This window comes from Falsiruegeria mediterranea M17 (assembly GCF_900302455.1).
GTDB lineage: Bacteria > Pseudomonadota > Alphaproteobacteria > Rhodobacterales > Rhodobacteraceae > Falsiruegeria > Falsiruegeria mediterranea.
Genome location: NZ_ONZG01000012.1, coordinates 117,069 through 143,917 on the forward strand (window position 1 = coordinate 117,069; position 26,849 = coordinate 143,917).

General features: G+C 55.9%; 2 protein-coding genes. Both read left to right on the plus strand.

What is annotated here, in order from left to right; genetic code table 11:
- Nucleotides 1–115 precede the first annotated feature (115 nt).
- Complete coding sequence (locus TRM7615_RS20645; RefSeq protein ID WP_268877563.1) at nt 116–24,697, plus strand: CLIPPER-2 domain-containing protein; 24,582 nt, start codon at nt 116–118, stop codon at nt 24,695–24,697.
- A gap of 177 nt (nt 24,698–24,874) precedes the next feature.
- Nucleotides 24,875–26,728 (plus strand): GAF domain-containing protein, encoded by a 1,854-nt coding sequence (locus TRM7615_RS20650; RefSeq protein WP_235824161.1) that lies wholly within the window; start codon nt 24,875–24,877, stop codon nt 26,726–26,728.
- Nucleotides 26,729–26,849 lie beyond the last annotated feature (121 nt).

Consider the following 26,849-nt stretch of genomic DNA (forward strand, 5'->3'; position numbering starts at 1 on the left):
GAACTGTCTAAGCTTTATAAAAGTTTACGCAAAAAGACTATTCATCCAGAGAACTTAACCGCACCCGTTGAGCAGAGGGCGCGCTAGCTCACTCTTAAAAGGGGGGGGTCACAACGTGTCATTTCCGTTTTTTCCGGGGCGAAGATTTTCGTCTTCCGATCGGGGCCGTTTGTCCAGAAAATCTCGTCTAGCGGGTGCGCACAAGAGAAAGGCTGTTGTTGAGCAACTTGAGCCCAGACTTCTGCTGGCCGCTGATTTTGCCATCTCAATGGCCGACGCCCTACAGGCGGACGAAGGCACCCTGAGGATCGAAGCCTTTGAACATGAAAACGAGAGCGCCCTGCGTGCCCTCAATTCCAGCGGGTCGCAAATCGCCCAAGCGTTCAGTGGTTCGCACACAGCGCCACTGAAATCCGAGATACACATAGATGCGCGATCTGGTCCAATGGCAACGAGACCTGATGTTGATCATGTCCAGATCGATGCGGTTTCGTTCTTTGACTTGGTCAAGGAGTCCGAGGACCTTCCGGCATTTACGATTGCAGGCGGTGAGGGGGAAGACCTTCTTGAAATTTTCGGCGGCGCCGACGGCGACGTTCTAAGCACGTCGACAGAGTGGCTCGTTACAGAAGTTAATGACGATGGGGCAACCGGACGCGCTACGGTTAGTCTGGAGGATGATAGCGGTCAGGAGACTGCGTACTTCACAATTGATTTCACAGGTTTTGAAAGCCTCGTGGGGACGCAGGGTAATGATACCTTTACCCTGGCAGCTGATGAAATGGCCAAGTCGATCGAGATCGACGGCGGAGATGGCGAATTCGACAGTTTGATCATCGACGGCTCGTTCTCCAGCACAACCTATGTTGCCGAGAACGCCAATGATGGCCGGGTCACCCTGGATGGCACAGATTTGGTTTATCGCGGATTGGAACCGATCACCCAGAACGGTGCCACCGATGATCTTGTGATCGATCTGTCAGGGGCGGCCGATACAGCAGAACTACGCGCATCGGGTGCGGACAACATGTACATCGGAACAACCGGTGGTTTGATTCCGACGTTTGAAAATATCACATTTGCCAACCCGACATCTTCACTGACGATCAACCTGCGCTCGGGGTCGGATACGCTTGATGTTCAGAGCCTCTCGGCAAATTGGGATGCTTCGCTGAATATCTATGGCGAATACGATGGGGCCGAAACATTCGGTGCCGACGGTGGCGAAGATACGGTTGTTTTCTCTGGCAGCATTGACCTTGGCGACAGTGGGTCGATGCAGGTGATCGCGGAAACGATCACGGTGAACGATTCCGTTTCCATCGAAGGGGACACTTCGGAAGAGGGGTTCATCGAATTCCGCAGCCGTCGCATTGGCACGGCCGAACTGGAAAATCTTGCGCCCATCTTTCCTTCGAGCAAGGAAGCCACGATTGACATCGGTGATGACGCCAGCATCGAAGCGGGCGGCGTCTATCTGATTGCCCAGGCCGAGGAACGGACTTTTGCTGAACAGCTGGAAATTTCGTCAGCATTGAACAACAACCTTGTTGGGCCGCTGCTGGATCAGGTTTCCGACATATTGACGTTCCCGTTCCAGGTCCTGGTCAAGAAAACGGACGCCAGTGTGACCGTGGGGCAGCGGGTCGAAATCACCGGGTATAGCGGCGTTGGCATCTATGCCAATTCTGTGACAAACGCCTCGGGTTCGGCCGGGTTTGCGTTGGCAAGTCTGGGTTGGGCGGATTCCACTGCGACAGCAACCGTGGATATTGGCGAATACGCGGACATCTATTCCGATGGCTTTGTTGTTATCACGTCTGACGCGTCTTCGACCGCGAATATGTCTGCTGAAACGGATACCGGTCTTGGGGATGTACCCACGGGCCCCAACTCCCAGGTTTCCCTATCGCTCGCCGTTGCGCGCTCCACTTTGTCTTCCACGCTGACCTTGGCCGAGAATGCGGTGGTCGAAGCGGGATTGACCGCAAATCTGTTGGCAGGTGGTGCGGTTGACTCTCAGGCGTCGGCCTCTTCAGGCCTGTTTTCATCCGGCGCGGCCGGTGCGGCCCTGTCGATTGAGCTGTCGGACGCGGATGTTCACACCGACATCCACGGAACAGTCATCAGCCGGGGCGAACCGGGTGCGGTGGTCAAGTTGGAGTTTGATCCGCGCGCAAGTGCCGGAGAACGCGGTTATGTCGATCTAGTCAATGACAAGATCTATGTTGGCCCCAACGCTCTGGTGACCGAAGATGTGGTAACTTACACGTCTAGCCGGGGCGCGAACATTGGCGGCCTTATTGATGGTAAATCCTACTTCGTTCTCAAGGACCCGTCCGACCCGAACTATATCCAGCTCGCCTTGTTCGAAGACAGCGTGTTCCGCGGCGAAGCCGTTGATCTTGTCGCCTTCAATGGCACCGCCACCAGCCCGATCTACCCGGATACAAACAACAAATCCTTTTCATCCACGGATGTCTCAGGCAATGAAATTACTCTGCCAAACGGAGCGCTTACAGGGAGCGGCGTAGGCTTTTCGCTGGTGGATCAGACCTATCCGCTTGGTCAGTCGGTCATTTACCAGGCTGGGGCCGGGTCTTCGATCGAAGGGCTCATCGATGGCAACATGTACTATGTCATCATGGGCACCAACGAGTTCAATCTTGACGGTGGCGCCCGGACGGGTTTTGGAGCGGATGGTCAAACCATCATGCTGGCTGACACCGAAAACGAAGCACTTGCCGGCGTTGCCATCGATCTTGGCACGGTAATAGGGGATGATTTCACTCTTAGCGCTGCGCACATTTTGGATCCTGGCTTTGCCACTGGGATTGGGGTAGGGGCCAATCTTGAAGTTGAAACCACTACCGAAGCCGGTGCGGGTCTAAGTTCGGCAGACTCCGACGGGTCCAACTCTCCTGATGGCTATAACGTCAACGACTCCATACTGGGCAATGTTTTTTCAAGCCTAATGGGGCGTATCTCGGACGAGGCTTCGACCAATCAAGCGATGTCGGCGGCAGGAGCTGACCCGAACAGTCTGAATGCAGCTGTTGCGCTTGCTTTTGCGTATAATGATCACGACGTGACGACGGACGTTCATTCCACGGCAGTTCTCACGTCGGGCGAAGACCTTGAGGTCAAAGCCGAGATTGAGCACCTGAGCAAATCGTTTGCGCAGTCCAGCACAGAGCCACAAGAAGAGAACAGTACAGGACAGACGAGCGCGCCGAACACGGTCAGCGCCGCAGTCATCCTGAATATTACAGACAACCACGCAGAAGCCATTGTCCACGGTAATTCCGAGTTGAACGCCAAACGTGCGACGCGCGTGATTGGTGGTGTCACTTATCCATTTGCCCAGACCCTGGATCAATTCCTGCCGACAACGGCGGGCGAAGTTGTCGATCTGTTCAAGACTGAAGGCTATGGTGCCATCACGCAGTATGTCGACAGCACCTTTGGTCTGTCGGGTTTCCTTAACAGCTGGTCTTCTTCAACGGCTAAAGGCGACAATGTTTCTGTCGCCGGATCAATCAATTTTCAGGTTCAGAACACAACAGCCAAGGCGACCGTAAAAGACGGCGCATTGATCAATCAGGATGCATCGTTCAACGCAGATATAACTGATCCCTATTACGGGCAGGAAACCGTCTCGGTTGAAGCCACGTCTTACATGCAGCAGATCGACATGGCCGGTATTTTTGGCTGGACGCTGGGGTCCGTGGGTCTGAATGACCTGTATGTGTCATCCAGCGGTGCATCGTTTGACGGGGGTGAAGCCTTCGACACCGAAAAACCAAGTGTTGCAGGTAACAGTGGCGGCAAGGGCGGTATCGGTGCCACGCTATATGTGAAACTGGTTGATAACACGACCCAATCTGTCGTCGAGGACAACGCAAGGATCTTTACCGGTCGTTCGGGCGGCTTCAACATGAAGGCCGAAGAGGCGCTGTTCAACCTGGGCTTTGCTCAGTCCGGCGCGGCGTCGTCATCGGGTTTTGCCGTTGGCGGAACCGTCTCGGTGATCTACCAGGATAGTGACACGCTGGTGCAACTGGGCAACCGGGCACATGTGACGGGCGAGGATGCACGGCTCTATGCGGGGTCTCTGGACACTCATATTGGAATAACCGGCGGCCTGTTCCTGGCTGAATCCGTTGGTGTCGGCGTATCTATCGCGGTCAATGATATCACGCGAAACACCCGGGCCGTCATTGGACCTGAAATCCCGAATGCAGACGGTTCGTATGTCGCCAGTTCCACGAATTACCTGGATCTTGATGGCGCGCTTTCCGTTCGTGCGATAAACGACGGTGCGATATGGGGATTCTCCATCGCGGGGGCGATCCAATCCAACGAACAGCACCCCGACAAGTCTGATACCGCACTGGATGGAGAATCTCTTGGTATTCTGTTCGGCGACAAACCCCTTGAAAATCAGGTCTCGACAGGCGTTGGGATTTCGGGATCGGTAGTCCTGAACTTCGTGGACGATACAACCCGCGCCTCCATCACAGACGCAGGGACAGTCAACGCGGGATCTTTGGAAGTTACATCGAACAACGAAACCCAAATCGTTGCCGTATCTGGCTCCTTTGCGATTGCAATATCACGTGGACAAACCGGTGCAAGCGGTGGCCAAACTGGGGTCGGCATTGCGGGTGCAGTCAGTGTCAACGATGTCAGCGGTGATACCGACGCGCTTGTTCTTGGGACCAACTTTGATATCGCCGAAGATCCGTTCCCGAACGATCCGAGCAGGAATGCCACCGGCGATGGCGGTATGATCATTGATGCCTTCCGTGTCGGTGATATCTTTTCGCTGGCAGGTAGCTTGGGCGGCGCGGTCACGACCTCGCAAAGCAACAGCACGACTTCTGTGGGCGTTGCCATTTCGGTGGGCGTCAACCTGTTGGCGGGCAAGGTCCGCTCGTATGTTTCTGACTCCAAAATCACCCTCTACCAGGGTTCATCCCAAGTTCTGGCGACTGCAGAGCCTGATATTTTGTCGATCTCGGGGGCGCTTTCATTCTCTATTGCCAGCGGCACGGGGACGAGCACCGCGGCGGCCGTGGGTGTTGCAATCAGCGTTAACGAAATCGGCACCGACGATGACCCGTTCGAGGTGATCGCTCGCGTCAGCGATACCGACCTCGAAGTCATGGGTGGTTCCATCACGATCAAGGCTGACGATCTGTCCGAGATTGAAAACTATACCTATGGAATCGCGCTGGCGGTTTCCAACAGCTCGGGCGGAAGCTCCTACGCCTTCAGTGGCGTGGGTTCTGTATCGGTCAACAACCTGAACACAGTGGTTCATGCCATAGCGACCGAAGATGATGGCAGCACGAAACTCACCGCAACAAGGGGCGCGGTTTCAGTCATCGCCAAGGAGAATGCGACCATTGACGCTGACGCGGGCGGGTTCGCCTTGGCGCTGGCATTGGCGGGCAGCGGCGGCGGCGGATTTGCTGGCGGCCTCGGCCTCTCGGTTGGGATCAACAACCTCACCACAGACACGATAGCAATCGTGAACGGGGCCGAAATCACAGCGGGCACTGTCTCGAACAGCGGGGACAGTGATGTTGTAATCCAAGCTGATCTGACAGCTGAAATCACAGCGCTGACCATCGCAGGGGCGGGCACGGCGTCTCAAGGTGATGCAGCCTTGGCGCTTGCTGGTACGGGCTCTGGCAACAAGTTGCGGATACGCGCGCTGGCAGATGTTGATGGCGCCACAATCACCGGCGGTAACAAGGGAATACGGATCGAAGGCGGCCTTGGGGATGATACAAAGATCAAAGCGGACGCCGGTGGTGTCGGCATTGCGATCGGCCTGAGCTCCACGGCCTCGGTTTCGCTCGGCATTGCGGTTGCCGTAAATGACATCAAGGGATTGGAAGGCGTCCTCACGCCCGATGTAGGTGCCACTGTCAACACTTCGACTCTCCGGGCGAGTGACGGTGGATTGTCGGTCGGGGCGATTTCGGGTGCCGATATTGACACGTTCGTTCTGGGTGTGTCGATATCGGCAGACGTCGGCATTACGGACAGCAACGCCATTGGGTTTTCTGGCTCTGGCAGCGTAGCAATCAGCAGGATTGGTTTCGACACCGAAGCCTCGATGACGGATTCCACGTTTACCAGCACCGGGGGAGGCGATGTCTCTCTATTGGCGCAGGATGGTTCGACCATCGACACGTTCGCCTTGGCCGGATCGTTTACATTGTCTTTGGCTAACGGTGGCACGGCTGTCGCTGCAAGTATCGCGGCCTCGGTTTCAGTGAACGAGATCGAAAACAGCATAATTGCCCGGGTTCAGAATTCCGACATTTACACCACTGGCGGTGACGTCCTGGTCAAAGCCAGCACTGTTCCAACCACATCTGCGAACGCGCAGCAACAACTCGCAGGTGTCGCGCAGTTCGATTATGTCGCTACCGAAGACGCCACGATCAATGCCATTGCAATCGGTGTCGCCGGTGCCGTTGCCATCTCGCCCGGCAACCCATCTATCACCGCCAGCCTGGCGGGTGGCTTTGCCTTTAACGATATCGACAACACGATCACCGCTGAAATCACCATGGACAGTAACATCGCAGGCGTGGGTGATGGTGAAAAAGCTGGCCAGATCGACGTGCTGGCCTTTGACCAGGCCAACATGTTCGCCAGTGCGGATGGTGCCGCGATCAGCCTGTCGTTTGGTGATCCAGCAGTTTCCATTGCGCTTGCTGCTTTTGTATCGATCAACGAAATCTCGAATGAAGTGACCGCCCGAATTTCGGATTCGTCGGTTCAGGCCGATGACATCATTTCGGTGCACGCCAAGGCAACCTCCTCTATCGAAACGATTTCAGTTGGCGCTGCTGCCTCAATCTCGATCGGTCAGAATACGGCTGTCGCTATCAGCGGTGCTGGGGGTTATGTCGACAACTCCATCGGCAACACAATTGTTGCTGAAATCGTGGATGCCAACGACACTTCTGATGATCCACGCATCGTGGGTGGCGGAATCGACGTTTATGCCGAAGACATGTCCAGCATTGACGGTATCGGGGTTGCGGCTTCGCTTGCCTTTAGCCTTGCCCTCAACCTGAAAGAGGGTGTGTCGGTTTCTGTTTCCGGTGCAGGGGCTGGCGTCTACAACACGCTTACCTCGACGCTGGACGCCAACATCACCAGATCCCATGTCGTAGCGACAGGGTTTGACTCGTCTGATATTTCTGATCCATCGGGTGATGTGCGCGTGCAGGCTTCTTCTGACGTGGACTTTGATGACACGACCGTTGCTGTCTCACTTTCGATTGCGGTGTCGTTGATCTCAATCACACTCAACGCGGCTGTGGTCGTCGTCGAAAACCACGCGCTTGGCACTGTTGACGCAACGATCAATGACAGCACAGTGGTCGCCACGGGTGACGTTATTGTTGATGCCGAAGACCAGACTGTGCTCGACAGTGAAGCCATTGGCGTGGCGGTCTCGATCAGCATGGCCGGGCTTGCCGGCGCGGGTGTGGCAATCGAGAACAAGATTGACCGCGATATAAAGGCCGAGATCATTGGCAGCAGCGTGGTGACAGCTGCTGATGACGTTTCGGTCATGGCAAGTGCCACGCATAATATTCTCAAATCTACGGGCACTGCTGCCTCTATTGCCGTTTCGCCGATCTCGATCTCTGGCGCGGGTGTGGCGGCCGAAGCATTGGTCTTGAGCAATGTGACATCCAAAATCCAGGACTCGACGGTTACGGCAGCCAGTGGCGATGTCGTGGTTGATGCACAAATCGACACCTTGGCCAATGCGACGGCACAGGGTGGTTCTTTTGGTGCTGTTTCAATTTCCGTCATGCTGGCCGGCGCCGAAGTATCGGGACGGGTTCGCAGTTTGATCCGTGGGACATCCACGGTGACTGGCCAGAACGTTCGCGTCACGTCAGGCAGTACTGCCACCGTCGATTCAGAGCTGATTTCTGTAGGGGTCGGGCTTGTGACGGGTGCCGGGATCGGCGTCGCATCCGACGTTGACGATGGTACAGCCGGCGGGACCATTCGGATCACTCGGGATGTCGAGGCGCTCATTGGGCTCGAAGGGAACAGCAGCCGTCAGACGGTGACCGCAACAGGAACATCCGAAGGGTCGGGTCAGGTCGAAGTGAATGCCGACGCGGATCACAGGGCCGATGTTGACTCAACCGCTGTGACCGTTGGCGGTGTTTCGGTTTCGGCTGCGGTTTCGGGCGCTCAGATCACCGGCAACACCAGGGCGATCATTGACGAGGGTGCTATCATCAACGCGCGCGAGTTGAACGTCGAGGCGACGTTATTTTTGGAAGCCTCTACCGAAATCACAGGTGCGTCAGTTGGGGTGTACACGGGCGCGGGTTCCAACGCCACGGTCACGATTGGTGGTGAAACGCGTGCCACAATTGGTTCGGACCGCGATCGTGGGGTTTCTGCCTCTCCGACCAGCCTGACGATTGGGGCTGGTGGAACGACGGTTCTGGCTGATGCCGACGTATTCGCCGAAACGCTTGCAGATGGCGGTTCTGGTGGCGGATTGGCGATTACGGCACTGTTGGCGAGCTCGACAATCCAGAACGATGTCATTGCCAATGTTGGTCAAAGTACCCAAATCAATGGCGGTGATCTGTCTGTCACGGCGGATGCGTACCGCGATGCCGACAGCGAAATTCTTGCCGCAGGCGTGGCCGCTATCACCGGTACAGGCGGTTCCGCAGACAGTCATATTTCCGGTGAGACCTCTGCCAGTTTCGGTTTGGGTGACGGAACCACACTGAGTAGCGGTGCTGCCACGACATCGATGATCAACGGGGGCGACGTCACGGTCACCGCCATCGAAAACAGCGACAGCTACGCTTATACTCACGGTGGGGCAGGTGGGGCCATCGCCATAGCGGCCTTGATCCCAACCGCAACTGTCACCACGACGATGGAAGCCTACATCGGCGCGGGGACCAGCATCGCAGCTGACAACGTTACGGTTTGGGCAGATGCGGAAAAACGCAAGGCGGACGTGGATCTGCTGGTCGTAGCCGTCAGCATCGCTGGTGGCGCCGGTAGTACCGGAACAGCCTATGTCGGCTCTGCGGATGGCAGTTCCTATTCGACGGCCCAAGCCTGGGTTGGGGATGGCTCTGTCATCGATCTGACGGGTGATCTGGTCGTTCAGAGCAATACAGATTTCGATTATGCTTCGGTCGATGGTGATGTTGGCTCGGGTGGGGGGCTGGCGATTTCGGTTCTGCTCTCGGATTCCGACCTGAGAACAACCTCGATGGCCTGGCTTGGTGATAATGTCGAAGTAACCGGCCGCAATGTGACCGTTGATGCCACCAGTCAGGCAGGCACCTTCTCGGATGTTCTGGTGGGAACTGGGGCATTGATCGCGGGTGGTGGTTCTCAGACTGATGCGCATACCTATACTGATACGGCTGCATACGCAGGCGATGGTGTGGATATGGATCTGACTGGCGACTTGATCGTCACCGCCAGAAACATTGTCGGCGAAGCCAAGGGCAAGGCCAGTGCGTATGGTGGCGGCGCCATTTCTGTCGGGGCTTCGGTTGCGGATGCTTACGCCAACAATGATGTCGAAGCTTTCATAAGTGAAAACAGTACTGTACGCGCCGACGATGTGACCGTGGGTGCGGTGGTCGATGACGGGGACACCAATCCGCCATCGGATGCACTGACCATGGACGGCATTACCGACACGATCAACTTTGAGCGACATGGGTTGCAGGAAGGTGATGGTATCGTTCTGACAGGTGCGGGCTCAGCCAATGGCACCTATACCGTGCTTGACTATCAGGACAATGCGCTCGACCCTACCAATACCTTCCGGTTTGGTGTCGCACTTTCGGTCGATACATCGCTGATTTTTGACAGCAGCGGAGTCATTTTGCCGGTGAAGGGTGTGACAGCGCCCATTTCGGAAATAAACACGACTGATGATCAGATCAGTTTTGGTGCCCGGCACGGTTTTGCCACGGGCGACTCGGTCTCTAGTGACGTGGCCCCCGGCGGAACCGCTTATGTCCGAGCAATCAATGACTTTATCGTGGAACTCTACACGACACAGGCTCAAGCCGAAGATACGGCGTCACAAAATGGTCTGTTGGATGTTGACGTTCCAATCGGGGTTGATGCGCTTGAGGACCGGATTTATCTAGGCCCGACTTCGGATCTCTATACCGGCCAATTGGTCGGATATGATCCCGGGGTCGACATTCCGATCGCACCGACCGGACAAAACTATTACGTCCGCGTCGTTGATGCGAATTTGAATGCAATCGAACTGTATACCAATCAAACGGATGCCGAGAATGGGACAGGGACCCCTGTTGATCTCATGGCATCGTCGGGGACACATCGGATCTATCAGGCGGCGCCTGAGGGGGCTGCACAAGTCGACGCAATCAGCGACACAATACGTTTTGCCAGTGCGCATAATTTTGAGAATGATGCAGAGGTCATCTATCAGCCGACCGGAGATCCGATATCGGGTCTGACCGCAGGCGATCCATATCAGGTGCGTGTGGTCGACGATTTTACCATTCGCCTTGCGACATCGGATTTCAACGCGACAACTGACCGGCTTACCTTTGATGGCACCGCCATCAGTGCCGGCGTCATTGATCCCGTTACCATGCCCTTTGCGGCAGGGGACAAGGTGACCTATTCCAACACCGGATCCCCGCGCAGTTTTGAGGCCGCGTTCGTTGATTTGCAGGGAAGCGGTCAGACACCAGATGTATCTGGTTCAGGAGCTTTGCTCGTTGACGACAACGACACAATCTATTTGGGCACCGATGTCGATCGGAACGGCGTTTATGAAGGACATGGTTTTAGCAGCGGTGATCTGGTGCTGTACACAATCGATTCCGGTGGAACAGCGATTCCCGAACTGACGCCGGATCGGGGCTATTATGTCATTCGAATTGACGCTTATCGGATTCAATTGGCCGAAACCTACTATGAGGCGGTTGGGTTCACAGATCCGAGCGATCCAAGCAACGATATTCCGATTACCGAGATTTCGCTTACACGGTCGTCCAGTGACGAAACGATTCATACCCTGACCAAAGCTTCGGACCTGCCCATTGCCGGATTGGACGTGGGCCCGACCTATACAGTCACCAGCAATGGAGTTCCGGTCGCAGATGGCTTCCTGCTTGTGGATGAAACAGGGAACACTGCGTCATTCTCAGGCGTTGTCCCGATCACATTGTCCAATGGCACAGTGGTTAACCAAACCCTTGGCAATACTCACCGACTTGAGCGAGTAGAAGTTGATCTTGGCGCACCAACCGAGGGTCGTCACGAATTCCGTATCAACTTGGATGCGCTTGCTGGCGATCCGACGGACGCCACGGGAATGGGGTTGCAAACGACGGAAGGCCGCAATATTCGCGAGGCCGTATTCGTGGCCTTTGACGGTCAGACCAAAGCCGAAGCCCGGGGCGGCGGCGGCGGTCTTGGCTCGTTCCAGTTCCCGACCGGGGATTCCGGAGCAGATGTAAAAGCGCAGGCTTTCATCAACGCGGATCTCATTCAGGCCGGCGGAGATGTCACACTCTATTCGCTGACCGACACCAATCTTGATCTTGTGGTCAACAATGTTTCTGGTGGGGTTCTCAGCGTTCAGAATTCGGACGGTGATCAAATTGCCAGCAGCTATTCGACAACCGCATTGGGTAAACTGTCCAGCATCACCGGGGTGACAACGGGTGGAACAAACGCCACGATATTGAGCAGCGACAGCGCGATCAGTGAAACAACAGAGGTTCAGGCACTGGATGTCACGATCGAGGCGGCAGGTAATTACCGCCAGTATTCGCAGCTTGATTTCAATCACACGGCCGAAGTCATTGCAGATGGTGGTGGGTTGATTGCCGGGGCCGGTGCCTATGTCGAGAATGATCTGACGGCCCGTTCGAATTCGGTCATTGGCGACGGCGCGATAGTTGACGCTGAAACGGTCGATGTCAGTGCCAACATGGGCATCCTCGCCAGCCCGACCTCCAGTTCGTTGTCGGGCAATCTGACCATGAACAGCTATGCCCGGGCAGAAGCCGGAGGCCTGTTTGGCGGCACACGTGCTGAATCCCACAGTGACTTTGACTACGATTCCGCGGTGTTGATCGAAGGTAGTCTTGCTGTTGGTAAAAACCATTTGACCGATGGCACCCTAATTCAGGGTCGCCGTGGGGTCGATTTTGAAGCCAACCGGGCAAGCTATTCCTACAGTAGCAGTTATCGGGCCGTATTTTGGGGGATCGGTGCCGGAACCGGAGACACTTATGGGTCTGCAAGCACACGCGTCCTGGTCGATGGCGATGCAGGGGCGACAATCTTTGCCGCGCCACGACTGATTGGAGGTGTGAACGTTCATGCCAATGATCTGCCGCCAAGCGCGTTGAACACCTATCTGAATTATGACGACCTTGCGGTGTATGTGAACGTTGCAGGCGGTTCCTCTTCCTTGATCGAGTGGGATTCCGACATCGAAATCAGCGCCGGACCGTCACCAGAGCTTGTCGTTGACGAAAACGGTGACGTGGCACGGGCTTATAACGTCAAGCTGATGAACGACAGTGGCGTATTTGTACTGCCCGAAGTCGGATCGGATGCGTTCAATGATTTTACTGGAAGCGATCAGATCGAGGTTGAGGACATTATTGCCTCGAACCTTGGGTCGGTTGTATTCAATGCACCTGTTGGCAGCATTACTCAAGAGAACAGTATATTCGACGAAAAGCACTGGACCGAATTGCGTGTTCAGCGTGGGTTTGGAGAGGTTCGGCTGACGAACCTTTCGAACTACGATCTGGTCGTGAACCGGATCGACATGATTGGTCAGACCGGTCAGGCTCGCGTCAAGCTGGTAGATCTGGATTCTTCTGACAGCGTCATGCAGTTCTCGATCAAGGAAACGCTGAGTGGCGGCTTGATTGACATCCGCAACCTGGGTACCGGGGACATCGTTCTTGCCGGCAGCAACGTAAATGGCGCGTCGCTTGAAAACCCACTAGGTGAGACCCGTCTTCTCAACACCGGTGGCGATATCTTGACCGAGGGTGCGGTAATTCGGACAAACACAGTTGGGGATGCTGTGTACGATCGCAGCTATCGCGATACCGAATTCATGACCCACGCAGTGGCCGAGCTTGAAATCACGTCTCGGATCGGGGCATCCGGCACTGTCGAACTTGTGCGATCAGACGGCGAAAACTGGTCCGATCTTGGCGTTGCAGTTCGAGGCCTGATCCGTGTTGGCGATACGGTACATCAGGTCGCCGCGTTGGACGGTGATGTCTTGACCCTGACGCGCGCATCCACGGTTCCAGTCGGAACGACAACCCAGATCGTTTCCCTGTTCCACGGGATCGAGGCCACTTCGGGTGATATTGGTACGGCATCCAATGCGATCAGGGTTGATCTGACCCGTCTGGCCGATTCCAACGAGTCTCTTTATGGCGCGTCCGGCGACGATATTTGGCTGGATCTTGGCATGCGTCTTCGCACCGGAACCACAACTGCAACGACGGCCACAGTTGCCATCGGTGTTGTGGCAGCCGCGACCGAAGCGACGCTCTCGCTCAGGTCCGCAGTTCGTGAAAACGTCAACGGCCAAGGAATGGGGGTTCTCGTTGACGGTGATTCAGGTGACGACGGAACTTACCATGAATTCTTCTACGACGATCCGACCACGCCAGATCGCAATCTTGGCCCGGGTGCAGGCTACGACACAAATGCGACCGAACTGACGACCACCACCTGGGATATCGATCTGGTCGAAGCCTCAAGCCGGATCACGATAAACGGTGTGGACCCTGATGGAGCCACAGTGCGCAGTTCCAGCGACAACGCAGTTCGCATCGTGTCCAACACAAACATCCTGTTGGGCGACTCGGATGGGAATAGCGCGCATTACATTGATGCGGCGACAAATGACGACATCACTTTGACGGAAATTGATGCTGTTCTCGGTGGTGATCTGGATGATCTGCGGGTCGGCCGTATCGATTCCTCGGCGGGCCATGTCACTCTTGAAGCGCCGCGCAGTATTCTGGACTCTGATCCGACTGACGGCGCGCCGGATCCCTGGGATGTGGGCGGTGTAGACATCACGCTGACAGCCATGTCCGGCGGCATCGGCACCGATGCCGATTTCCTTGAGACCAACCTTGTCGACAATGTTCTGGGAGCGGCCCAGTCGGGTGTTCTGACGGCCACCGCCGAACAAACCGCTCGGATTACGGAAACCGCCGGCAATCTGCGGGTAAATAACGTCGCGTCGGCTCTGGGAGATGTCACGTTGACCGCTCGGGTCGGCTCGATCCTGGATTCGAATTCCGGTGCGAACGAGGGCGACAATGTTAGTGGCCGGAATGTTCATCTGCTTGCCGATTCTGGTACGATTGGCCTGTCTACGGATGATTTCGATATTGATTCCGGTATCTTGGGTGATTTCTCCGGGGTTGTTACCGCTGATGCAGATGTCGGTGTCTTCCTGACTGAAACAGCCAATGAACTGAACCTGCTTTATGCCCTTTCGACCGGTGGGGCCGTGCGGCTGACCGTTCCGGATACACCTGCCACGCCGACCTTGCCGACGTCGCCGCATACGCACGCCGAAGTACCGCGAATTTTGCCCCGTGACATCGCTTCGCCTGCCGAAGATCTCTACTTGTTGCCGAACGGCTCGCGTCTTGTGGTGCAGGACTCTGTTCAGACCTTCGCGAGTACAACGGTTGATGCCAGCACTTCGGTAGAGCTGTGGGTTGGCGATAACTTGTCGATGGAATCCAACAGCCTGATCATCGCGGGGACGACAATCACCGCCCAGATGGATACGACACGCAGCGGCTCTTCCAGATCGGGAACTGACGATGATCCGAACTTTGGCAGCAGCGTTGAACTGACCGGCCGCATTGCAACACGCGGTGACCAGGTCGGCGACCAGTTCCTGCTGCAATCTGGTGATGATGTTGATCTGATTACTGTAAACTCTCTCCAGCTTGATACTCAGGGGATTATCCGAACGGCCGGGCAGGAAGACGAGATTACCGTCAATACGTTGATGACGATGGACACCTATCGTGACAGCGGTGTGCGGGATACTCTGGATCTTGATGGCGCCGAAGACACGGACGTCTATGTCATCAACACGACGGGCACCTATGGCGCACAACGCGATTACGTAATCAATGTGCTCGACACCGGCGCTCGTGATGACGGAACCGACACGCTGGCAATCACTGGTTCCGACGGAGCGGATATCTTCCTGATGCGGGAAATCACATCGGTCGAGAATCGCACCACTGACAGGCCATCTTTTGTCACTCTGCTTCACGCGGATGCCAACGGGACCGACGCTTCACTGGACAATGCCATAGCGCAGGCTCAAACGACCACGGATAGGCCTTCTGATGTGCAGCGGATCAACTACGACCGTGCAATCAATGGCCGTCTGTCAGTCTTTGGTCTTGGCGGGGACGACCTGTTTGCGGTTGACGGTAACAGCACGATTACCACGCTGGACGCCGGACCAGGTGCCGACCGGTTCCAGATTGGTCAATTCCACGGGGTTCTTGACGCGGACAACACCGCGGGCGCTGCCTTTCATCTTGGGTCTGCTCCGGGTGATGAACCGTCAAACATCATTCGTACAACTCGTGGTTACCTTACCGCTGGTCCGTCTCAGGCCCTGGTGGCCAAAGGTGGCGATGGTGGCGACACGTTTACTGTCTATTCCAACAAAGCTGAAATCCGACTCGAAGGCGATGCGGGTAACGATCTTTTCGTGGTTCGCGCATTTGCTCTTGCCGATGAGAATTTCAATCCGATCATCGATCGGTATTCGGTGGCTGGTCGCAACATCATCAACACCGGGACTGGCGAAGATCAGGTCTCTTACAACCTGAACGCGCCGGTATCGATTGATGGTGGCGCCGGCTATGACAAAGTCGTGGTTCTGGGAACCGAATTCGGCGATGCATTTGTTATCCGCGAAGATGGCATTTTCGGCGGCGGTTTGAACGTGAACTTTGAAAACATTGAAGTGCTGGAAGTTGACGGGCTCGAAGGTGACGACGAGTTCTTTGTTCTGTCCACACCGATTGGCGTTGCCGTGCGGATTATCGGCAATCTGGGCAGCGACGTGATCAATGTCGCCGGTGATGTGACAAAATCGATAAGCAGCGCAGGTTTGGAAGGGCAAAGCTCGGTCATCAACCACAGCATCCTCAGTGACGGGCGTTTTGCCGGTCTTGCGGTTGAAGGTGTGGAGATGACTGTCGCCGGGGATAGCAGCGGTCCTGTTCGTATTCGCGAGGTTGCGGATGATGGAACAGAGGACGGATATTCCGTCGTGCGCGAAGGTGGTTTTGGGGACCGCTATGAGATTTCGTTGAATGAAGCGATCGCTGCGGGCACCCGTGTCTACATAACGGTTTCTGCGGCGCGCTCTTCGGATGACGAAGACGCATGGGACGCAACCGAAGCACCACGAATTTTCCTGGATCGCAACGGTGATGGAGTGCCGGACGGCGGAGATTCGGTCCTGCTTGGCACGTCGGATGGAGATTTTGATGACACTATTCCGGTGAACGGTGTCAATGAAACTGTGCCGACCCGCGATACGGTTCTGGTCTTTGACTCAACCAATTGGTCTGACGCACAGACAATCTGGTTGGCAGCGTCTGACGACTCTCTGGCCGAGGGCGAACGCAAAGTCGTCGTCAGCCATTCGGTGCAAGCCGTGAACGACAGCGGCAGCGACCAGGATGCGGTAGATTTGTACGACGGTCTGGCAGTTCGAAATGTCCAGGTTACCGTTCAAGATAATGACCGGGCTGATGTGATCCTGTCGCATGATGGGTTCGATACCCGGGTTCTGGAAGGGCCCGAAGGGTTCACCGATCGGGTTGGTGTGGTGCTTAGCCGTGCGCCAGATGCCGGAGAAACCGTCACCGTCTCCTTGGCCGAGATATTTGCACCAGAAACGGACGCTCAACTGTCCTTTGATACGCCCACCATTACTTTCAACGCGTCGGATTGGGACACGGTGAAATATGTGACGCTCACCGCGATTGATGACACCAAACCCGAGGATCCACGCGGCCTGCAGATCGAAGCAAGCGTATCGTCCACCGGTGGCACCTTTGATAGTGTTGTAAGCCAGCGGTTGGCGGTCAAAGTACTGGACAACGACACACCCGGTGTTGTGGTGACGGAAAGCGCGGGCAATACCCTCGTGACCCCGCTCGAGACTGATGATTACACCATCCGTTTGACCTCGGCTCCCGATGCGGGTGAAGTTGTCACAATACCACTGTTGACGGATGGTCAGGCCGTGATCGTGAGCGCAATTGACACGTCAGACAACAGCGACCGTCGTATCGAAAACGTTGACGTTGGCAAATTCAAAGTCGCGGAGTTCTTCGACGGGCCGGTAGCCTTCCTGGGTGACACCATCACCCGCACCGATCTTGGCTCTTTCGTCGATGCATTGATCACCGTGGGTGATCGTATTGCGATCACGGGCAGTACATCGAATGATACCGGTTTCGAAGAATCCTATGAGGTTACAGCTGTTTCCGACACGACAATCACTTTTGCAGGTGTAAGTTTTGTTGCTGCCGATGACACAGGGGTTTCGCTGGGCCGGGCAACGGTTGACGCGCTGTTCAACGGTCAGGTGATCTTTGGTGACGAAACCATCACCGAAGACGGCGTTACGATTGATGGAGATACCATCACCCGAACTGACGGAGGCAGCTGGTTTGCTGACGGGTTCCTGCCCGGTCACGAAATCCGGATCACCGGAGGAGCGAACGCAGGTCTGTACCAGATCGCATTGCTTGAACTAGACACTCTCGATCGCGAGTTCCTGCGCCTCACCCCGTCGGCCTCGTTGACGGTCGGCAGTGATACGGTTCGTGTTGTCCGGGTGGCAGACGCTATCCAATTTGATGAAACCAATTGGGCAACAGAGGTCGAGATTACCGTTGATTTCAATGACGACTACACGTTGCCACCAGATCTGCGGAACAAAATGTCGTTCTCGTCGGTTCACCGCCTCACGAATATTCAGGGACCACTTTCCGTTGAGGGCGGAGCAACAGGCGCAGACCGGACTTTGATCCAGGCCATCATCCTGCCCGGAGAGACCCCGGGCGAAGCCGTTGACATCGGTCCGCAGCCTGATGAAGAAGCGCAGATAGATGTTCTAAACATCTTCGATGATGCGTCGCAGGAAGACAAAAATGGCGTTTTGACCTCGACCGGGTTTACCGGATTTGGCATGGCGACCAACTTGACCTTCCCCGAGACCGATTTTGGTGAACCAGCGACAGTGCCGGGTGGCATATCTTTTGGGACCCAGATCGTCGATGCCGATGGCAATTTCAGCACAGACTCGGAGTTGTCCAGCATAGAAATACTCAACATCATGATGGGTAAGGGCAACGACACTCTGCGGATTGACGGAACACTTCAGCCAACGACATCAGGTCAGGGTGGGGAAACCGCAATTTATGGCGGGCTGACCATGATCCATGGCGGTGGCAATCGCACCTCTGCCGGTGGTGATTCAATTTACGTAGATGGCGGCGGTGGTTCAGAGTCTCTTCTCGTTGTCTACGGTGACACCTCTCAGGATGGATTGTTCTATTCAGGCGAAGGTGACGACAATTACGGGTACAATTTCGGTGAAAAACCGTTCCCGCCGTTCACAAACGCTGAACTCGCAGACATCCGGTCAAATTTCATAATGCCACTGGCGGACCCATTCTTGGTCGCCGGGCAGGACGAGATCCTTGTCTATGCTGAACAAGAGGGACAGTTCAGACTTGATGGCGTGGCCCGGACCATAGCGTCGTCATCCAGTTGGATTGAAGCAGGCTTTCGTGCCGGGCGAGCCATCGAACTGGATATCCCCAACATAGTGTCCGGAAGTTTCCGGATTGCGTCGATATCTGCGGATGGCCTGACCTTAACATTGGAAGCTGGTTCAGCTCTGTCGAGCGGAATGTATGATGGTGTTGTTACTGCCGGTGGAAACGCTGGCAAGGTAACGGCCTATGGTGGCGCCAATGATGACCTTATCATGGGTAGCCTTGAGGGGGATCACCTTGCAGGCGGTGGGGGCAATGACGCCATATTTGGCCAGGCCGGGATTGATCAGATCTGGGGCGACAGCGGCTTTAACGTAGACATCTTTGGCGACATAACGGTGTTCAGTGACGATACGTTGACCATCGATCAGAAACGCGCGCTTGCAGGACCGGTTCTGACGGTTCCCGTTGCAGGGGCGTTGTTGTCCGATGCTGGTGACAGGATGATAGTCGGGGACGACCAAATTCGGGCCGGTGCCGACGATGACATCGTCTTTGGTGATCACGGCCGCGTCGATGTGATTGAACCGCCGCTGCGTATCCGTACCACCGCCTACGACGTCATTGTCCAGATCGCGTCGTCGGAAATCGACAATGGTGGGGACGACCTGATATTCGGGAACACCGGACGGGACATTCTGATCGGTGGTGCCAACCGCGTTGTCGGCGGGACACCCGGCACTGATCGTATCGATGGTGGTGACCAGCAGGATCTGATTTTCGGGGACAACGTGACACTGGTTCAGCGTCCGGTCGGCCCGGTCCAATCGCAGGATATCCGGATCGTTCAGCTGACCCAGCCGACAATCTACAACCGTGATGGATCGGCAAATGTCGATAACGTGACGTTGTTCTCTGACTCACGTCACGCCGGAGCGCCCTGGTCAAACTTTGAAATCACTGAGCTGTACCACAGCTTTGCATACGAAGCCCGCAATGATGGTCAGTTCGGCAACGACGACATTGCAGGCGGTGCGTCGCATGACAAGATTTTTGCGCAGCTTGGGGATGATTCCGTTCAAGGTGACGGTGCGATCTTGCCTGTGCCGGTCTCTGCCGTGCGCAGCCCCGTCGGTACACTTATCCTTGTCCCGTCTTTCGAAGAAGAAGCAGACGGAGATGATTACATCGAAGGCGGTGGTGGCAATGACTTGGTCTTTGGTGGCCTAGGGCAGGATGATCTGATCGGCGGCAGCTCGTCGCTTTATTCACTCAGCCTGTCAGAACAGCGGCCTGATGGTGAAGACATTATCTTTGGCGGCGCGGGAACGCAGATTGCCATCGACATTCTGGGAACTGATGCCGACAGCCGCCTGGGAGAGCCGTCGAACCACGGTCGTGATGCAGACGTTATTCTGGGCGACAATGGCAACATCTTTGATTTGGTGGACGCTGCCAATGCCTGGCTCACCTATGCTTATGATACAACACCGGACATCGGAAATGACACCACAGATGCGTCGTTGCTGCATCCACGAGGCGACATTCGACTGATCCCGCGCGCAACTGTTCTTCTGGACTACACGCCTGGCACTGATGTTGGCAGCCTGGGCGCCAGCGACCTCATCTTTGGCGAGGACGGTGACGATGTGATCCACGCCATGACCGGGAATGATGTTGTCTATGGCAACGGGCACGACGACCAGATCCAAGGCGGTACTGGCGATGATCGCATCTTTGGTGGCTCCGGCGAAGACGGGTTGGTTGGTGATGACGGTGTGATCCGTGTCAGCAGAAATGGAATAGCTGAACCGCTGAATGGTATCGCTGCAGAGGCGCAGCAAACCCTCTCGATCCCGGGTCCATGGATCGGTGCCGAAGTTGATCTGACTGGTTATTTGAAGATCACTGTCGATGCGATCCTACCCGAAGAAGGCGGTGCAGACATCGTCTATGGCGGCTTGGGTGATGATTTCATTCACACGGGCGCCGGGGACGATGCGGCCTCGGGCGCAGAAGCTTTGGCAATATTCCACCAGGATACACGCGCCATTGCCAACACGCCGATGCTGTATGACGGCTCGACGGGTATCCTTACCGATTTTTATGATCGGGTGACTGGCACCTACAGGACGTTTTATGATCCCGATGACCCGCGTCCGATCATTGAGAACTATTTCCTCAATTTCCTGACGTTTGATACTAACGGCGACCTGATCGAAGACGGCAAGGACGCGATCTTTGGCGGTTACGGCAACGATGTGCTGTTTGGTGGCACGGGTCACGACCGGATGTTCGGCGGGTGGGGTGATGACTACCATCAGTTGGATGACAATCTTGGTACAAACGGCGGCTTGAACGACACCTCTGACAGTGCGGTTACACCGGAAACCACCGGCGGGGCGGCTGACTTTGCCTATGGCGGCGGTGGACGAGATGTGCTGATCGCAAACTCGGGTACGGACCGGATGTTCGACTGGACCGGTGAATTCAACAGCTTCATTGTGCCGTTCTCACGGTTCGGAGCGCCAACGGTGAACCGACTGCCGTCGCCGCATGTGGTTGAATTTCTTCTGGACCTTGCAGAGGCCACAGGTGCTGCGACCAGCCGGGTTGAAGCCTACGATGTGATCGCAATGGTCACGCCGCAGGATCCTGCCTGGAATGATCAACACGGCGCACCGCGCGATCCGCAACCCGGCAATGGCCGTGGCGCTTATGACAGTGCCGGTGGCCCTGAAGATGATACCGTTCGTGTTCCGCTTCAGACCGCCGCGGGCTCGACCCCGACCGGCCCGGCCGAACCCAGTGGCGGAAATCCCGGAGGAGATACACCTGCAATTGGCGTCGAAAAGGCAATCAATGCCGTCGACCCCTGGTTCCCTTCGGTTGCCGAAGACGCGGACTCACCGCTCGTGGCAGTTGAACTTGCCGTGGGTACCGATGTGGTTTGGACCTACCTGGTTTCCAACTCGGGTGATGAAGCTCTGAGTCGCGTTTCACTGAGCGACACCTCGGCCAACGGTTCCAGCTTTTCCCCTGTCTATGTTGAGGGTGACTTCAATGGTGACGGTTTGCTCGATCCGGGCGAAATCTGGCTCTATACTTCGGAAGGCGTTGCAGATTACACAGTGACTGCGGGTGCATATTCCAATACCGCCACGGTCACGGCCCGTGGGTCCCGTGGCCCAGCCATCAGTGCCACAGACGAAAACCACCATTTCGGACTGGTCATTGTCGATCCGGAGCCATCCGTGACCATTGAAAAGGCGATCAATGCAGCAGATCCGTTGAACCCCACAACCGCCGAGGATGCCGATACTGGATCTGGCCCACTGTTGAACATCGGGTCGACGGTCCGTTGGACCTATCTCATCACCAATGATGGTGCTGTTTCAGTCAACCTGGATGCCCTAACCGATGATGCAGGGACACCGAGCAACACAGCCGATGACGCAACTCCGATCTACCTGTTCGGTGACAACGGAAACGGTCTTCTTGATCCGGGCGAAACCTGGTTGGCCGAACTGTTTGGCACAGTCGAGGAAGGCGCCTATGTCAACGAAGTCACGGTGACCGTCAGTGACATCTATGGAAGAACTGCACAGGATAGCGATCTCAATCATCACACGGGTGTTTCGGCCATACAGGGTATCTCCCTGGTCAAGGCGATCAACGCCGCTGACCCGCTGAACCCGACTGATGCCGAAGATGCCAATGCACCTGGTGGTCCGTTGGTCGTCGCGGGCGACACAGTGGTTTGGACTTATCTTGTTGAGAACACAGGGGACACGGACCTGAGGAATGTTGTCCTAATCGATGATGCAGGCACTCCGCTCGATCCCAGTGATGATTTCAACCCCGTGTTCGTTTCGGGCGATACCAACAATGACTCTGTACTGGACGTGAACGAAACATGGTTGTTCAACGCATCGGGCACCGCGACGCCAGGTGGATATGTCAACACGGCCGTGGTTGCGGCAATTGGTACGGACAGCACCCCGGTCACTGATAACGATCTGGCGCACTACACAGGCATTGATGACCCCGAGGCTCCTGTCGTGACGCTTGTCAAAGCAATTGACGCGGTTGATCCATTCAATCCGACAGTTGCTGAAGACGCCAATATAGTGCCGGTGGATGTCACTGTGGGCGATACGGTCACCTGGACGTATCTGGTTTCAAATGTTCACGATGTTCCGGTTACGATCGATAGTCTGACGGACGACGCAGGCACACCTGCCGACCCATCGGACGACTTTGCTCCCATTTATGTTGCGGGTGATGATGGCAATGGAATTCTCGACGGGGGAGAAACTTGGCTGTTCTCGGCCACCGGGGTCGCCATTGGCGGAGATTATGTCAACACGGCCACTGTTGTTGCGTCGGATGTAGACGGTCAACAAGCAACAGATAGCGATCTGGCCCGATATCAGGGGACACCGCCCGAAGAGCGGATTTCGGTAACACTGGAGAAAGCCGTCAACGCAATTGACCCGCTGGCACCGACAGACGCCGAAGACGCTGACGTTAACCCGGTCCGAGTAAGTGCGGGTTCGACTGTTACATGGACCTACCTAGTGTCCAACACTGGTGATGTGCCGGTTACGATCAGCACGTTGCGTGATGATGCAGGTACGCCAGGCGATACATCGGATGATTTCACGCCGACCTATATGAGTGGTGATGACAATGGCAATAGCCAGCTCGATCCTGGCGAGACCTGGTTGTATTTCGATGAAGGGGTTGCACCAGAAGGTGACTATGAAAACATCGCGACGGTTGTCGCGGTCGATGAACTGACACGAGAGGCGTCGGCCAGCGACAATGCCCGGATCACAGGACACATTGATCGGGTTTCTGTGGTCAAGGCGGTCAATGCGGTCGATGTCTACGCGCCGACCGAGCTGGAAGATGCCAACTCTGCTCCGGGGCCGATTTTTGTCGAGGGTACTCCGCTGGTTTGGACCTATCTGGTCAGCAACGACGGATCTCGCGAGGTGTACCTGGACAAGGTAACCGGGGTGATCGACGATGCCGGGACACCTGACGACACCAGCGATGACTTCGCTGCAATTTATGTCGACGGAGATACCAACAACGATGGTCTCCTGGATGTGGATGAAACCTGGCTCTTTACATCCGAAGGTGCTGTTGATGCACAGGTTACTTCGGGCGCTTATGGCAATGCTGCCGCCGTGTTTGCAGGAGAAGATCGCTCGCTTATCGATACTGATCTGGCCCATCATCATGGTGTTGATGCAGGGCAGGGTGGCGGTCTTACGCCGGGCTTCTGGAAAAACAATGCGACCCATCACGATGCTTCGGCGTGGCCAGCAACTTCGGACGGTGAACTGATTTATTCACCGGATCAGCTACTGGGGACGGTTTTCGATATTCCTGAAGAATTTTCGGATTTGGCCGATGTGACACTGGTTGATGCATTGGATCTCAACGGGGGTGGCGAAAATGCATTGATCCGTCATGCCGTTGCGGCTCTTCTGAATGCCACCAGCACGCAAGTCGCCTATTCTGGCAGCGCGCCTCAGGTCGTCGCCTGGACAAATGATGCCTTGGCCGATGGCGACAGGAAAACACTCAACGCGCAAAAGAACGTGTTCGTTCAATGGAACGAATTGGGTGCGGATCTGGACCAGCATGGCCGCAGCGCCAGCTATCTGGCTATTGTGACTCAGTCTGAGATCTATGTGCCTTGGCTCCTGGATGACCGGTCTGACGATGATCCAAGCACCTTCTTGGTTTATGACGAAGTAACCGGAGAATTCGTCCAGTCCGCATCGAGCAGCGGCACATCCTTTACCCTGTGATCATGTCCACGGCTTCATGCCGTGGGCCATTTCCCACTACTGTTGAGCTTCCACCCGTCCTTGAATGAACGGAGCGGTGTCGTGCATCTGCATCAAGACCGGGTAAGCATCGAAAAACAGGCATAATTCGTTGACTTGACAAAGCATCGGGGAAATCCTGCCTCAAGGGAGACAGTGGTGGACACGCGATCAGATTTGGAACTGACAGGCGAGCCGGTTGGTGGCGCAAGCGACACAGCGCACGTGTTTGCCGCCGATGCCGAAGAGGGTTTGGCATGGACAACTTGGTCAGGCCATCTTCAAGAACGCCTTGGAGCAGATGTCGTTATCTTGGCGTTGGGTCCGCGTGATACTGGCCCTTACAAACTTGCAGCTCGTGCGCCAAACGATTCAGAACCCGGCGAAGGTCTTGTCGCAGCAGTAGATTTGACGATTGCTCAACGAAAACCGATCGTAAAAAGCGGGTATCAAGAACGCGGAGCGACCTGCTGTGCGATCGGTGTTCCAATACTTCGCGATGGCGCTCTGTACGGGGTTGTTGCAGTTCAGTTGCCTGTCAAAGCTGATCTTGACCTGCGCAGCGTTGTTGAAGACGTGAAGTGGGCACTGCCAGCTATCGAACTCGGGTTGATGGCCCGTGACTTGCGTGAGGGGGCACTTACCCAGGCGAGAGCGCGGGCAGCCGTTGAACTTTTGGCCGACACTTTGGATGAACCGCGTTGGTCTGTTGCTGCGTCTACAGCAATTACTGATTTTTGCGACCGTCTTGGATGCGATCGGGTTGCCTTGGGTCGCAGGCGTTTTCGACGATCCAAGGTCGTTTCTTTGTCGCACAGTGGCAGCTTTTCCGCCTCTTCCGAACTGGTTCAGAGGATCGCGGACTGTATGGACGAAGCAATCGACCAGGGCAGCCTCATCCGAATGCCCCAGGACGGCGACGACTCGCTGACGCTAACGGCTGCGCATCAAGAACTGATATGGTCAGGGGCACCTCGCGCGATCATGACCGTCCCGCTTCGTCGCAGTGGGCAGGTGACCGGGGCCATCGTCCTGGAGCGCGGCGGCAATAGCCCATTTCGCGATGAAGAAGTTGAATTGGTAACCGCAGTCACCGGGATCCTTGGTCCGGTCCTTGAAGAAAAAAGACTGAACGATCGCGCCCTTCCAATCAAGATTGCGGCTGCGATTGGTCGTGGCGTTGTTGCGGTTCTTGGCCCCCGAAAGGCAGGTTTAAAAGCCGCCATCCTGCTTGCCGTGGCTGCAGGAGTTCTGGCCTGGAACACGACGGCAACCTTTCACATAACCGCAGATGCCCGGGTCGAGGGTGAAATTCGTCGGGTTGTTGCCTCTCCGCTGGACGGTTACGTCGCCTCTGCGGCTGCGATACCCGGGGATGTTGTCGCGTCAGGGGATATCCTGGCGACGTTAGATGACCGCGACCTTCGTTTGGAAATTGCACGCTGGAATACAGTTCGGGCCCAAAGACAGCGTGAATACGAAACAGCCCTGGCTGAAAGAGACCGAGCTGCGATTGGTATCTCTGCGACCCAGATCAGCCAGACCGAAGCTGAAATTGCGTTGCTGGAAGAACGCCTTGACCGGACACAAATGCGCGCGCCCTTTGACGGGGTTGTGCTGTCAGGTGATCTAGGCCAATCCGTTGGCGCTCCCGTTTCGCGCGGTCAGGTTCTCTACGAGATCGCACCCTTGGATTCCTATCGGTTGATATTGTCCGTGGATGAACGCGATTTGGCGCTGGCGACCGAAGGACTGTCTGGCGAAGTGGTTCTGACTGCCTTGCCTGGCCAGACATTCGGGATGGAAACCGGGCGCGTGACCTCTGTTGCCGGCGTCGAAGATGGACGCAACGTGTTCCGCGTGGACGCTCAGCTTACCGAAAAGACAGAGCTTTTGCGCCCGGGCATGGAGGGGATTGCGAAGATTACCATCGATGAAAGACCGATCCCGGCGATTTGGACTCATGATATTCGCAATTGGGCGCGTATGACATTCTGGCGTTGGATTCCGTGACTGCTGGGCTTCATAGCCCCTCCTGGTATCGGGTTGCAGATCTGAAACCCAGGCTACGGACACATGCAGAGGTCCATAGGTCGGTCTTTCGCGGGCAAGTCTGGTACGTCATCGAAGATCA